This window comes from Pseudomonas sp. S10E 269, assembly GCF_002798465.1.
Lineage (GTDB): Bacteria > Pseudomonadota > Gammaproteobacteria > Pseudomonadales > Pseudomonadaceae > Aquipseudomonas > Aquipseudomonas pergaminensis.
In genome coordinates this window covers 2,142,487-2,156,048 of sequence record NZ_PHIJ01000001.1, presented here as the reverse complement: position 1 = coordinate 2,156,048, position 13,562 = coordinate 2,142,487, and the positions used below count along the sequence as shown (strand labels likewise).

Genomic DNA, 13,562 nt, shown 5'->3' with positions numbered 1-13,562 from the left:
ATTTTGCAACACCGATCCTCCTCGAGTAACCACTTGTCGGTTTCCTACGTTAAAAGAGGATCTATCTCACAATTTTCTAAGTTTTGCCGCGGATTGGCCGAAAGCCTGACGAGCCATGCGTGCACCGAAATAGAGCGGCCCGAGAGTCCGCCTATCGCGTTACATGGAATGTTCCACTCGGCACGCTCACCCCCCTTTGGCAAAAGAAGTCGATGAAATGAATCTCAAGTTCAGTCATAAAATTCTGTTGGCCGCGTCAGGCGTCGTGGTTCTGGCCTTCGCGTTATTCACCCTCTACAACGACTACCTGCAACGCAGCATCATCACGCAGAACCTGGAGTCGTCCATCCAACAATCCGGTGAACTCACCGCCAGCAGTGTTCAGAACTGGCTCAGTGGTCGAATACTGGTACTCGAAAGCCTCACGCAAAACGTTGCCCACCAAGGCAGTGGTGCCGACCTTCCCGGTCTGGTCGATCAAGCGGCATTCACTTCGAACTTCCAGTTCACCTACGTTGGCCAAACCAACGGCGTGTTCACCCAGCGCCCCGACGCGAAAATGCCCGATGGCTATGACCCCCGTCAGCGCCCTTGGTACAAGCAGGCAGTGGCCGCAGATAAACCCATGCTCACGCCACCCTACATGGCCGCAGTGGGTGGACAGATCGTGACCATCGCCATGCCGGTGAAAAAGAACGGTGAATTGCTCGGCGTCGTCGGCGGTGACCTGAGCCTGCAAACCTTGGTGAAGATCATCAACTCGGTGGACTTCGGCGGTATCGGCCACGCATTCCTGGTCAGCGGCGACGGCCAAGTCATCGTCAGTCCTGATCAGGACCAAGTGATGAAGAACCTCAAGGACATCTACCCCGGCACCCAGGTGCGTATCGGCAAGGTCAGCCAGGACGTCGTCCTCAATGGGCAGGACCGCATCCTGTCCTTCACCCCTATCAGTGGTTTGCCTGGCGCAGATTGGTATATCGGCCTGTCGATTGATAAAGACAAAGCCTACGCGCCGCTGGGCAAGTTCCGAACTTCCGCGTTGATTGCCATGCTGATCGCCGTGGTCGTGATCGCCGTGCTCCTGAGCTTGCTGATCCAAGTCTTGCTGCGCCCCCTCACCACCATGGGCGTAGCGATGCAGGACATTGCCCAGGGCGAGGGTGACCTGACCCGTCGCCTGGCTGTCACCAGCAAGGACGAATTCGGCGAGGTCGGCAGTGCGTTCAATCAATTTGTAGAGCGCATCCACGCTTCGATTTCGGAAGTGTCTTCGGCAACCCGCCAGGTACACGACTTGTCCCAGCGTGTAATGGCCTCGTCCAATGCCTCTATCATCGGTTCCGATGAGCAGAGTGCACGCACCAATAGCGTGGCCGCAGCGATCAATGAACTGGGTGCCGCTACCCAGGAAATCGCGCGTAACGCCGCGGATGCTTCACAGCACGCCAGTGGTGCCAGTGAGCAAGCCGACGATGGGCGCAAAGTGGTGGAGCAAACCATTCTTGCGATGTCGGAGCTGTCGCAGAAGATCAGCTTGTCCTGCACCCAGATCGAAACCCTGAACGCCAGCACCGACAACATTGGTCACATCCTTGATGTGATCAAAGGCATCTCCCAGCAAACCAACTTGCTGGCGCTTAACGCGGCCATCGAGGCAGCGCGTGCGGGTGAGGCCGGTCGAGGTTTTGCAGTGGTCGCGGACGAGGTGCGCAACCTGGCTCATCGAACCCAGGAGTCGGCCGAGGAGATCCACAAAATGATCACCTCGCTGCAAGTGGGCTCGCGTGAAGCGGTCACCACCATGAACGCCAGCCAGACCTCCAGCGAAGAAAGCGTAGAGGTCGCGAACCAGGCCGGTGAGCGCCTGGTCAGCGTGACGCAGCGGATTGTCGAGATCGACGGAATGAACCAGTCCGTGGCTGCCGCCACCGAAGAACAAACTGCCGTGGTGGAAACCCTCAATGTGGACATCAACCAGATCAACTTGCTGAACCAGCAGGGCGTGGCCAATCTGAATGAAACCCTCAAGGATTGCGATGCCCTGTCGCAGCAGGCCAATCGGTTGAAGCAACTGGTCGATAGCTTCAAGATCTAACCCGCTGACTGAATGGCAGGAGCGACGCGCGCCGCTCCTGCCGCTTAGCCAAGCAACCGGCGAACGTTGTCCAAGGCGCTGTTGGCGAAGCCCTGCACAAACTGTTCAAACCCTGGGCTCACCTCCTCTGTGGGCTCAGCAATAATTGTCCATGTCACCCTGGAGCGCTCCTTTTCAAGCGCTTCCACATGCATCGCCGCCCATAACCTGGCCACGCCCAGTGTGTTGTAGATTGTGGTCCAGGTCATGTGCATGGCCTGTTCGTCCCGGCTATTGAGCTGTTCCACGACACAGTTACCATCGCGGAAAAATTTAGTCCGCAATGCGCCCACGCCTGAGCCGGTCATTTCGATATGCATCAGGTCCGGAATAAACACATCGAAGCCGGCAAACTGCCCCACCATCGCCCACAGGCGAGAGGCACAGCAGTTGACCGTGACGGACGCCACTATCGGCAGGCCGTTCGGATTGCGAATTAACGTATCGGGTTGCAGCAGTTTCATGAGGTTGTCCTGAGGCGTTCAAAGAAAGCCGATGGTCTTGAGGTAGTTGCAGCCTTTGCTCAACAACGCCGGGTCTTTTTCGGGGTAGCGTGCCCCCATCTGCTGGATACCCTGTCGCGCGTTGTCGTGGCGAATCATCGATGTGTCGCCGATGTCTTCGTCGAGGCGATCGAGGTAGAAACCGAGCACGCCAAACAGTGCGTTGTCCTGGTTTACCGTTCGCAGCGCCTGTTGCCACTGCGCGATACTCACCCGCTTGAAACGGTGCCCCGCTCGATTGAACGCATCCAGGTAGTCCTCCCAGCTCAACGGCTTGGGGTTATGCAGGTTGAACACATGCCTGTCGGCCTGAAAGCGGCTGCTGTGGAATGCAATGAAGCGCGCCAGGAAGTCCACCGGCATCAGGTCGAAGTTCAGCGTCAACCGAGGCATCAGGCCCAGCTGCAGTGACCCCTTGAGCATCAGCATCAGACGATTTTTTTGCGGTTGGCAGGCACCATTGTGACTGTTGAAACTGATGTTGCCGGGTCGATGGATATTCACCCAGGCGCCGCGCTCCACCGCACGACCCAGTTGGCGCTCGGCAACCCATTTGGACAGGTTGTAGCCATTCTTGATGTACAGCGGCAACGTCGTTGCAGCGGGCGCTTCGAGGACATAACCCTGCGAGTCGACAGCGCTCGAAGCGGACAGTGTCGAGATAAAGTTGAGGACCTTCTTGCTGTGGGTCTCACACAGGCACAGGCATTCGAACAGGGGGGCAACGTTGTCCCTGGCCAGAGATGTATAGTCCATCACGTGATTGACCCGTGCTGCGTTGTGTATCAGCACCCCGAAATCCTGGGCGATAGCATCATACGCGTCGCTGGCCAGGCCCAACCGAGGGAGGCTGATATCGGCGGCGAATACCTGCACCCTGCTCAGGTCCAGATGTTCCAGGCGGTACTCACGCAACGCCTGAGTGAATCGTGCCATCGCCGACTGTCCCGACGTCTCACGTACCAGGCACGCCACGGTCGTTGCACCTGCGGCCAGCAATGCCTCGACGATATGAACACCAACAAAACTGTTGGCCCCCGTCACGATCACTTTGTGTGGGTCGCCTGCGCGGTCCTCTGGCAGCGTGTTGAAAGTCCAGTCCCGTTGAGCATCGCGAGCAGCAGCATCGCAGGAAGCATCGGGTCGTTCACCGTTCTCCAGCAGCGTTGCGAGCGTACGAATCGTCGGTACTTCAATGAAATGACTCAGTGCGAAGCTACGACCAAACTGCTCGCGAACGCGCAGCAACAACGTCGATAGCACAATCGAGTGGCCGCCGAGATCGAAGAAGCTCTCATCGATAGACACTTCACCCTCGGGCAGCGTCAACAGTTCGCTCCACAGGCGAGTCAACCGAACTTGAAGCGGGGTGTGTGCCGTGCCACCTTCCTCCTGCACGTTGGGCTGGAGCGGCACTGCCAGTAAGGCCTCACGGTCGATCTTGCCGTTGCTGGCGCACGGCATGCATGCCAACTCATCCCAGAAGCCGGGCCGCATGTAGTCGGGCAGCCACTGCCGCGCGTGTTGCTGCAGGGCCGCCAGGGTAGCCCCGGGTTCGGGTTGAGCGACAAAGCCACGGATCCTGCGGTCAGGGTCGATCACCACCGCCACTTGGCGATACAGCCGGCTGGTACGCAGGCACTGCTCAATCTCCTGGGGCCCGACCCGAAAGCCACGAATCTTCACCTGATCATCACGTCGTCCGCCCAGCACGATTCCATCGGCGGTCCACCGGGCCAAATCGCCGCTGCGGTAGGCGCGCAAGGGCTGGCCCCCAGGCACTGCAAGCTCCACAAAGGCACTGGTCGCCTGAGGTGGGTCGTTCACATAGCCCAGGCTTACGCCAGGCCCAACGATGTACACCTCACCCATCACCTCTTCATCGACCGGCTGCTGGTCGTCATCGAGGATCAACACCCAGCTGTTGGCGATCGGCCGGCCGAGATTGCGGTTGCTGTCGCCAGGTTGAAACGTACGATGGGTGATCAGTACGGTGGCCTCCGTGGGGCCGTAGAGGTTGTGAAATTGGCACTGCGCCGCCAGGCGGTCGATGACATGGGGTTCGCAGACGTCACCCCCGGTCAGCAGGTGCGTCAGGCCCAGCGGTTGATCGGGCGGCAGAATGCTCAGCAGCGAGGGGGGCAAAAAGGCATGGGTAACGCGCTGACGTTGGAGCAGATCGAGCAGTTGCTGAGGGTCGTGTCGTTGCTCTGCGCTGGGGACGATCAACTCGGCGCCCGCTATCAGGGTAGGGACAATATCGATCAGGGACGAGTCAAAGCTCACCGGTGAAAACTGCAGGATACGGCTTTGTTCATCCAGGTTCATGCAGGCCCTGAACCAGGCCGCGAAATGTGCCAGGTTGGCTTGGCTGAGCAACACCCCCTTGGGATGGCCGGTGGTACCCGATGTATAGAGCGCCATGCAGGGCGAATCGAGGGCGGGCTGAGCGTGCATCAGTGGACGCAGCAAGTCGGTGTCCTGCGGGTCGACCTCGCGCACATCCAGTGTAATGAAGCGCTCTCGCAAGGGGTGCTGGCCGGCGTCCAGCAACACCCGGGCCCCTGCGTTCTCAAGCAAGGCCTGATGGCGTTGAGGCGGGTGGTCCGGAGCCAACGGCAGATACACCGCGCCACAGCCCATAACCGCGAGAATACTGGCGTACAACGCTACGGACTTTTCCAGGCAAACCCCAACCACCGGTGGTGCCTGCGTGACGCCCAACACAGGGCTTAACCGTTGCTGGATCATGAGGGCCTGCACGTGCAACTCGCGGTAAGTCACCACGCTGCCGTCGATGTTCAGCGCCCGCCTATCAGCGAATTGGTGAAGGCTGGCCTGCAACCGTTCGATCACAGGCACCTGGGCCTCCCGCATGACAGCGAGGTCTTCGGCGCGGTTGAATCGGTGAACAAATGCCAAGGCGTCAAGCGCGTCCAAACCCTGCTCGGGCCATTCATTGGCGACCGCTTTGGCGGAGAAATATCCGGGGTCGCGCGAAAAACCACTGACGTGCAGCGCAACCCATTCCATCATCGCTTGGGTCACTTGCTGGCGCAGGCGCTGGCCGTTTCCACTGGGCTCCGTTGCGACTTCAAGGACAGCCGCTAGTCGCCCCTCGGGCCCATAGGCGCGCAGTTGCAGTGCGGGTAACCCGCAGTCGGTCACTGGGCCAACCCCCAGGCGCAGGCCCAGCACTGAGGTTTGGTGTGCCGGGTTCGGCAACGACTGGCTGCCGTCATCGATCCACAGGTCCGAGCCGGCATCACTCAAGACATAGCCATACTGCTCCAGCTCCCGCTTGATAGCCGCCAAGGCACTGCTGGTGCCGGAAAATCCGATGGTCAGGCGCCTCATGCTACCCTCCCGGCCACGTGCAAGTAGTCGGTCAGCCCTTGGGCCACACTTGGTGTCTGCAGCAAGCCGCTGTGTTGCAGGAAGCCCAGGATATTGCCCATCAAAGGATGCTGGCGGGTGATGGGGAAGGCCAGCGCCGCGACTTCATCGCGTAAGGCGTTGCGCAGGGGGCTGCTGATATCGAGGTGGTCGATCAACTGAAGGTCGAAGTTCTTTTGCAGGTCGTTCGTCAGGTACCGGGCCAGGAAAATCGGTAGCACCTTGGCAATGCTGTCGCGGTCGTCGGCGCTGGCAGCCTGCCAATACAGGCGTACCAAGCGCGTCCAGAATTGTGCGTGGCGGCCTTCATCGGCCAGGTGGTCGGCCATCAAGCCACGGACGGAGGCTTTGACGCTGGCGTCCTTGGAGAACGCTGCCACATCGTGGGTGACGGTGTTTTCGGCAATGGCCACGCCGATCAGCGCGACGGCATCGTGCAGGTGAGGGGGTACCTGCGCCTGTGCCGCCGGCAGCGCTCGGCTCAATTCGATTTCCTGGGGCAGCGCCAGGGGTTGTATACCCGTCATGGCCACGGTTTGCTGGAGGAAATCCAGTGCCACCAACGCGTGGTAGTCCTCGTCCACAACGATGGTCATCGCATCAATACGACAGGCAAGCGGGAAGGGCACCGAGAAGCGATTCTTGGCAATGCTGCGTGCCGTCTGGTCGACAATCTCGGTCTCGAATATCACCACGTCGTTGATGAATTTATAAAAGCTCTGTGCCAGGACAAAATCGCGCCACTGCGGGCAGTGTTCGATAAAGGTTGCACAAAGCACCAGGGGCTGGCGACACAACGGGTAGATCAGCTTGTCATCATCCTCCAGCAAACGGCGAGGACGTGTGCGGATGGTTGCGCGGCGCTCCCAGTCGTCGGCAATGGTTTTGTAATCGGCAGCGGTCATGGCTTCATCTCGTGCAGCGAAGCCCGAACCACATCCCAGAGCGCGATGCGGCTCTGGACGGCAGCCACGGCGGCAGCGTTGGCCTGTTGCGGGTAGGCCGGGTCTGCGCTGCAGAGGCGCAGAAGCAACTGCTCTGCTGCCGGCCCATGGTCCTGGGCGTCCAATTCGATGTGGCGCTTGAGGTAGGCGCACAGGGTAGGCGTCTGACGGTGGTCGAGCGCCTCGGATTGCAGGATGCGCTCGAACATCGGTGGGATGACGTGCTCACGGCCGTGCAGGAATGTGGCGGCCACACAATGGGCAGGGGCATTTAGCGCAAGGTGTAAGGTGTCGCTGACAAAGCGGGCCACACCGGGAAGAATCTCGACTTCATGCAAGGCGGCAGTTGCTTCGAGGCCCTGGCGTTGCAGCGCAATGAAGTGATTGATAGCGGCAGTGCTGGCGCCTACTTCCGCCATGGCCTCCAGGTAAAGTTCGAAGTGGCTGCAATAGCCTTGCGCAGGATGTTCGTCAGATTCCTCTCCCAGCACGATCTCGTTGATCAGGCGTGCAGCCCATGGGTCGACAGGTGGCAACCAGGGTAGACGCGTGCAGGTCAGCTCCTGTTGCAGACGTTTGGCGAGGGTCATGAAATCCCAGACAGCGAATACATGGCTTTCCATAAAAAGTTGCAACTTTCGCAGAGAAGTTATTTCTGTAAATAACGAGTGGCTGCATAACTGCAGTTTTATTGTTTCAAGTAACGGTTGATGCATGGTTGATGCCTATAAGTTGTTGCGTCTGCTGTGTGGAAACAGCGATGAGTTTTTGTAATCGGCAAGGATTGAGCAGGTATAAACCAGGCGCTGGCGTGCGAGCCGCTCAATATGGGGGCGTCGCGACGTCGGAATGAACTATCTGGTTTAGTAAGGAAAGATAATAAGCGGGTTAAACAATTTGGCGAGCATACAAATGTGTTAGAAGTTTTTCTAAATAATATGTGCTGTAAGTTTGCTTCTTTACGGCAGGTGGGAAACTTCTTCTGTGCGGGGCGCTAATCGTGAGTTAGTGAGCCCCGGGGTAAGGAAGATTCGCGACAGGAGGGCCGCGCGCCTTAGTACTTACCTTTCTTGGAGTCGTCGGCCTCCAGGCCGTTGAGGTAGGCGCTGATCACTTCCATGCCTCGCATCAAGTGATTGCGCAGCGTCAGGATGCTTTCCTGGGTTTTCTTCTGGGCGACCAGGTTCAGCAATTCGCGGTGATCCTCCTGGGACGTCTCTCCCAACCCCATGGCCTCCAGGTTATAACGCAGGAAACGCTCCTCTTCGTTCAACCCGTGCTCCACCAGATTGAGCAGCCGCTGGTTCGGGGCCTTGCCATACAGGGCCATGTGGAACAGCCGATTGAGGCGGCCAATCTCGCTGTAGTCTTTTTCCTGCTCCAGGGCGACGATGATCGCATCCGCCTCGGCGATATCGGCCTCGGTGAGCAACGGAATCGACAAGCGCAATGCTTCAGACTCCAGCAACATCCGCAGTTCATAGGTTTCCGCCGAGTTATCCTCGATCAGCGGTGCAACCACGGCACCCTTGTGCGTCACCACATGCAACAGCGACTGGGCTTCCAACTGGCGCAGGGCTTCCCGCACGGGCATGCGGCTGACCCCGAACAGGCTGGCCAATTCCTGTTGGCGCATGGCGGTACCGCACGGCAAGCGTCCATCGAGGATGGCGTTGCGCAAGGTTTCTTCAATCACGGAACGAGCGAGATGGGCGGGAATAGGCCCGCTTATCTTGATGCTGTTCAAAGGGTTCGGCTTCTGCGTCACGGTTACGCTATCCTCCTTATTCTGATAGGGTGGCTAATTGGATCCAATGCACACTAGAGACTGCCCATAAGCTTGTCAAACGGGTACGGTTTCGGCTTGTAAGCGCTTCAACATCGCGCTCCCACCCCCCACAACCGACATTTACGGCGTCTTACACGGCCGGGTTCATCGGCCGGCTTCCTGCGCCGATTGCTGCATTATCGGCGGTTACGGAATGAACACTTTGCTGTTGCAGTTTATTCCCCATGCGTTAGGAAGTATGGGGTTCGGTCGATACATTCCTGTCTATCGATATTCACTAACGGTATTTAAATAGCCGTTCTTATATCTATAAAGTCACACTCCTGTCTGACCGGGAGTGACCTCATGTCCGCCACCTCTACTGTTCCAACAGCGACCGCTACCGCCCAAACCTTCGAGATTCGTCCATTTCCCGGCAGTGTAGGCGCCGAGGTCATTGGCCTGGATTTGTCACGCCCAGTCAACGAGCAGGATTTCGCGCGCATTCACCGTGCGCACCTGGACCATCACGTCGTGGTCTTTCGTGATCAACGCATCACGCCCGAACAACAGATTGCCTTCAGCCGCCGCTTCGGCGTGCTGCAGATCCACGTACTCAAGCAGTTCCTGCTGGCCAACCATCCGGAAATCCTGATCGTCTCCAACATTATCGAAAACGGCCAATCCATCGGCCTGGGTGACGCCGGCAAATTCTGGCATTCGGACCTGTCCTATAAAGAACTGCCGAGCCTGGGCTCGATGCTGCACGCCCAGGAGCTGCCCTCCGAAGGTGGCGACACCTTGTTTGCCGATATGCACAAAGCCTGGGACCAATTGCCCGAGCATCTGCGCAAAGCCGTCGAAGGTCGCAGCGCCGCTCACTCTTATACCGCGCGCTACAGCGAAACCAAATTCGAAGGCAACTGGCGCCCCACGTTGACCCCCGAGCAGCTCGCCCAGGTGGCGGAAGTCGTGCACCCCATCGTGCGCACCCACCCGGAAAACGGCCGCAAGGCGCTATTTGTCAGTGAAGGCTTCACCACCCGCATCGTCGGCCTGCCGGAGGATGAGAGCCGCGACGTGCTGGCCCAACTCTACGCCCACAGCGTGTTACCAGAAAACATCTACCGCCACCAATGGCAGCCCCACGATCTGGTGTTCTGGGACAACCGCTCGCTGATCCACCTGGCCGCCGGTTGCCCGAGCCATCTGCGCCGCAAGCTGTTTCGTACCACCATCCAGGGCGACGCGCCTTTCTGATCGGAGCATGACCATGTCCAGGAAAATTCCATTCGCACGGCTGGCGGCGACCGTCGGCCTGGGTGTCAGCCTCTTGGCCGGCAGCCTGATTGCACCGGCGTCCGCGCAGGCCGAAGGCGAGATCCGCATCGCCGAACAATTCGGCATCGTTTACCTGTTGCTGAACGTGGTACGCGACCAGAGCCTGATCGAAAAATACGGTAAACAGGAAGGCATCGACATCAAGGTCGACTGGACACAGTTGTCTGGCGGCGCGGCAGTCAATGACGCACTGCTCTCCGGTTCCATCGACATTGCCGGAGCTGGTGTCGGCCCGCTGCTGACCATCTGGGATCGCACCCACGGCAAGCAGAACGTCAAGGCCGTGGCTTCCCTGGGTAACTTCCCGTACTACCTCGTCAGCAACAATCCCAAGGTCAAGACCATCGCCGATTTAACCGAGAAGGACCGCATTGCCGTGCCGGCGGTGGGCGTGTCGGTGCAGTCACGCTTCCTGCAATACGCGGCGGCCAAGCAGTGGGGCGAAAAGGAATTCAATCGCCTCGACAAGTACACCGTCGCCGTCCCTCACCCGGATGCGACCGCAGCGCTGATCGCTGGCGGCACCGAGCTGACCGGGCATTTTTCCAACCCGCCGTTTCAGGACCAGGCCCTGGCCAACCCGAACGTGCACGTGGTGCTGAACACCTACGACCTGCTCGGCCCGAACTCGCCGACGGTATTGTTCGCCACCGAGAAATTCCGCAACGACAACCCAAAAACCTACAAGGCGTTCGTCGAGGCATTGACCGAAGCCGCGCAGTTCGCCCAGAACGACAAAGGCGCTGCAGCCGACACTTACCTGCGCGTGACCAAGGCCAAGATCGACCGCGCCGAGTTGCTCAAAATCATCGACAACCCGCAGTTCGAATTCAGCGTTACGCCGAAAAACACCTACCCACTGGCGGAATTCCTCTACCGCGTCGGTGCCATCAAGAACAAGCCTGAATCGTGGAAGGACTACTTCTTCCAGGACGCCAAGCCCCTGCAAGGAAGTTGAGATGAACGCGCCCTTGCAAGGCCACACGGCCAGCAACCTGCACACCACCGGCCCCTTGCTCGCGGTGGATAACGTCAGCCTGGAATACCGCACCCCCGAGCGCGTGGTGCGGGCCACCCACCAGGTGAGTTTCGAGATCGACCCGGCCGACCGCTACGTGCTGCTCGGCCCCTCGGGTTGCGGTAAGTCCACCTTGCTCAAATCCATCGCCGGGTTTATCAAACCCTGCGAAGGCGAGATCCGCCTGTTGGGGCAAAAGGTCGAGCAACCGGGCCCGGACCGTATCGTGGTGTTCCAGGAATTCGACCAACTGCCGCCGTGGAAAACCGTCAAACAGAACGTGATGTTTCCACTGTTGGCCTCCAAAACCCTGAAGCGCGCCGACGCCGAAGAACGTGCACTGCACTACCTCGACAAAGTCGGCCTCACCGCCTTTGCCGACGCCTACCCACACACCCTGTCCGGCGGTATGAAAGCCCGTGTCGCCATCGCCCGTGCCCTGGCCATGCAGCCCAAGATCCTGCTGATGGACGAACCCTTCGCCGCCCTCGATGCGCTGACCCGGCGCAAGATGCAGGAAGAGTTGCTGCTGCTCTGGGAAGAGGTGCGCTTTACCCTGTTGTTCGTCACCCACTCCATCGAAGAAGCGTTGGTGGTGGGCAATCGCATTCTGTTGCTGTCGCCCCACCCTGGGCGGGTACGCGCGGAAATCCACAGCCATCAATACGACCTGCACAGCCTCGGTGGCGTGGAGTTCCAGGCGTCGGCACGGCGCATTCATCGCCTGCTGTTCGATGAAGCGCCCGAGGCCGAACGTGAGTTGGGCTTCGCTGATATCCGCATCGCGTATTAAGGGGAACATCCATGCGCCAGGAATATGAAATCACCCTCGAACCGCTGCTCAGCGTCCCCGTTGAACGCGAACTGCCCCTGCGCCAGCGCCTGTGGCAACAAGGCTGGCTGCGCAAGGGCCTGATCCTGATCGTGCTCGCGATCCTCTGGGAAGCCGTTGCGCGTTATCAGAATAATGACCTGCTGCTGCCGAGCTTCTTGCAGACCTTTCACGCGCTCTACGACGGCCTGCTCAGCGGCGAATTGCTCAGCAAGGTCAGCATCTCGCTGGTGGTGCTGATCAAGGGCTACCTGATCGGCATCGTACTGGCGTTCGCCCTGACCACATTGGCGGTATCGACCCAACTGGGCCGTGATTTGCTGAGCACCCTGACCTCGATGTTCAACCCGCTACCGGCGATTGCCTTGTTGCCGCTGGCGCTGCTGTGGTTTGGCCTGGGCCAGAACAGCCTCATCTTCGTGCTGGTGCATTCGGTATTGTGGGCGCTGGCGCTCAACACCTACTCAGGTTTCCTTGGCGTGTCCGAAACCCTGCGCATGGCCGGGCGCAACTACGGCCTCAAGGGCATGCGGTTTGTGCTGTTCATCCTCATCCCGGCGGCGCTGCCGTCGATTCTTGCGGGCCTCAAGATCGGCTGGGCGTTTGCCTGGCGTACATTGATTGCCGCCGAACTGGTGTTCGGTGCAACCAGTGGCAAGGGTGGCCTGGGGTGGTACATCTTCCAGAACCGCAACGAGCTGTACACCGATAAGGTGTTTGCCGGGCTGGCGGTGGTGATCCTGATCGGGCTGCTTGTGGAAAACCTGGTGTTTGACACGTTCGAGCGTCTGACGGTGAAGCGCTGGGGCATGCAGCGCTGATTTCATGGGGCGTAAGAATCTTCGTTTTTAATAGGAATGGTTGCTCTTTGCCCAGGCTGGCTTCGATAATCCCGCCCGAATTCGGCGCTGCGATGGCGTCGATCGGTAAAGGGATTTACGACTATGCGTTTTTTTGTCTTGGCAGCGGCTTTGTTGCTATCGACCTCGGTGTTGGCGGCGTTCGTTCCCGAAGCCGTGTCCATGCCCAAGCCGCACTACCCCTCGTTCCTGACGTCTGTCCCGGGACATGCGCGCATCAGCTTGAACATCCACAATGATGGTTCGGTCAGCGATGTAAAAGCGCTCAGCGCCACCAAGCCCGAGTTCGGCGAAGCCGCCGTGGCGGCGGCCACACAATGGCGTTTCAAACCCTGGACGGTAAATGCGGATCAGCCAGCGGTGATCGACGCGCAAAACGAGATGATCTTCACGCCCGAGGAGATCAAGGCGAAGAGTACTCAGTTGTCCTTCATGGAAACGACCTATCAGTCCTGCAGCGCGTTGAACGAAGAAGTCAGCCAGTTCCGCCGCAATCATCCTTCCCGCCCGCTCATCCAAATGAAGAGTTTTGCCATCACCCGCGTCGCCGTGATGTTCCCGGCATTGAGCGGTAAAAGCGATTACAACGAAGGCCTGGTCCGCGCCGACGCGCTTGAAAGCGCCCTGCCGGAAATCGTGCGCAAATGCCAGGCCCATCCCAAATCGACCTACGCGAAATACCTGCCCAGCAACCTCCGACGCTACCTGTAAAGCCTGCTACGATTGCGCTCAATTCACGCCCCGTTGATCACGAGTGCTTGGC

The 13,562-nt window shown here is 59.1% G+C and carries 11 protein-coding genes; 6 read left to right on the top strand and 5 right to left on the bottom strand.

Going from position 1 to position 13,562, the window contains the following annotated elements:
* The first annotated feature begins 217 nt into the window (after positions 1 to 217).
* A complete protein-coding gene (locus CWC48_RS09925; protein WP_078046279.1) occupies positions 218 to 2,098 on the top strand; it encodes a methyl-accepting chemotaxis protein in 1,881 nt (626 codons plus the stop codon).
* Between the two features lie 44 nt (positions 2,099 to 2,142).
* On the opposite strand, the gene CWC48_RS09920 is transcribed toward CWC48_RS09925, so the two are convergent.
* The 5 genes from CWC48_RS09920 to CWC48_RS09900 form a co-directional block, all read right to left on the bottom strand.
* Entirely contained in the window at positions 2,143 to 2,601 is a 459-nt protein-coding gene (locus CWC48_RS09920) for an SRPBCC family protein (protein WP_100491795.1), read from the bottom strand.
* An 18-nt stretch (positions 2,602 to 2,619) separates the two neighbouring features.
* Positions 2,620 to 5,997, bottom strand: a complete 3,378-nt coding sequence (locus CWC48_RS09915; protein WP_100491794.1) for an amino acid adenylation domain-containing protein — start codon at positions 5,995 to 5,997, stop codon at positions 2,620 to 2,622.
* A complete protein-coding gene (locus CWC48_RS09910) occupies positions 5,994 to 6,941 on the bottom strand; it encodes a diiron oxygenase (protein WP_100491793.1) in 948 nt (315 codons plus the stop codon). Before CWC48_RS09910 ends, CWC48_RS09915 begins: the two co-directional genes overlap by 4 nt.
* A complete protein-coding gene (locus CWC48_RS09905; RefSeq protein WP_100491792.1) occupies positions 6,938 to 7,696 on the bottom strand; it encodes a DUF3050 domain-containing protein in 759 nt (252 codons plus the stop codon). Before CWC48_RS09905 ends, CWC48_RS09910 begins: the two co-directional genes overlap by 4 nt.
* Before the next feature lie 338 nt (positions 7,697 to 8,034).
* The gene (locus tag CWC48_RS09900) at positions 8,035 to 8,748 is read right to left on the bottom strand and encodes a GntR family transcriptional regulator (RefSeq protein ID WP_100491791.1); all 714 of its coding nucleotides are present in this window, start codon (positions 8,746 to 8,748) and stop codon (positions 8,035 to 8,037) included.
* A 366-nt stretch (positions 8,749 to 9,114) separates the two neighbouring features.
* Between CWC48_RS09900 and CWC48_RS09895 the strand changes: the two genes are divergently transcribed.
* From CWC48_RS09895 to CWC48_RS09875, 5 genes are all read left to right on the top strand, one after another.
* Positions 9,115 to 10,008: a TauD/TfdA family dioxygenase gene (locus CWC48_RS09895; RefSeq protein ID WP_099491548.1), complete on the top strand. Its 894-nt coding sequence runs from the start codon at positions 9,115 to 9,117 to the stop codon at positions 10,006 to 10,008.
* 13 nt (positions 10,009 to 10,021) lie between these two features.
* A complete protein-coding gene (locus tag CWC48_RS09890; protein WP_100491790.1) occupies positions 10,022 to 11,047 on the top strand; it encodes an ABC transporter substrate-binding protein in 1,026 nt (341 codons plus the stop codon).
* Between the two features lies 1 nt (position 11,048).
* Complete coding sequence (locus CWC48_RS09885) at positions 11,049 to 11,900, top strand: ABC transporter ATP-binding protein (protein ID WP_099491545.1); 852 nt, start codon at positions 11,049 to 11,051, stop codon at positions 11,898 to 11,900.
* Between the two features lie 11 nt (positions 11,901 to 11,911).
* Positions 11,912 to 12,760 (top strand): ABC transporter permease, encoded by an 849-nt coding sequence (locus tag CWC48_RS09880; RefSeq protein ID WP_012721565.1) that lies wholly within the window; start codon positions 11,912 to 11,914, stop codon positions 12,758 to 12,760.
* Between the two features lie 123 nt (positions 12,761 to 12,883).
* On the top strand, positions 12,884 to 13,510 hold the full coding sequence (locus tag CWC48_RS09875; RefSeq protein ID WP_078046288.1) for an energy transducer TonB: 627 nt from the start codon (positions 12,884 to 12,886) through the stop codon (positions 13,508 to 13,510).
* Positions 13,511 to 13,562: the final 52 nt, after the last annotated feature.

Coding starts and splice junctions, on each gene's coding strand:
- CWC48_RS09925 (WP_078046279.1), top strand. CDS start 218: ATGAATCTCAAGTTCAGTCATAAAATTCTGTTGGCCGCGTCAGGCGTC.
- CWC48_RS09920 (WP_100491795.1), bottom strand. CDS start 2,601: ATGAAACTGCTGCAACCCGATACGTTAATTCGCAATCCGAACGGCCTG.
- CWC48_RS09915 (WP_100491794.1), bottom strand. CDS start 5,997: ATGAGGCGCCTGACCATCGGATTTTCCGGCACCAGCAGTGCCTTGGCG.
- CWC48_RS09910 (WP_100491793.1), bottom strand. CDS start 6,941: ATGACCGCTGCCGATTACAAAACCATTGCCGACGACTGGGAGCGCCGC.
- CWC48_RS09905 (WP_100491792.1), bottom strand. CDS start 7,696: ATGCATCAACCGTTACTTGAAACAATAAAACTGCAGTTATGCAGCCAC.
- CWC48_RS09895 (WP_099491548.1), top strand. CDS start 9,115: ATGTCCGCCACCTCTACTGTTCCAACAGCGACCGCTACCGCCCAAACC.
- CWC48_RS09890 (WP_100491790.1), top strand. CDS start 10,022: ATGTCCAGGAAAATTCCATTCGCACGGCTGGCGGCGACCGTCGGCCTG.
- CWC48_RS09885 (WP_099491545.1), top strand. CDS start 11,049: ATGAACGCGCCCTTGCAAGGCCACACGGCCAGCAACCTGCACACCACC.
- CWC48_RS09880 (WP_012721565.1), top strand. CDS start 11,912: ATGCGCCAGGAATATGAAATCACCCTCGAACCGCTGCTCAGCGTCCCC.
- CWC48_RS09875 (WP_078046288.1), top strand. CDS start 12,884: ATGCGTTTTTTTGTCTTGGCAGCGGCTTTGTTGCTATCGACCTCGGTG.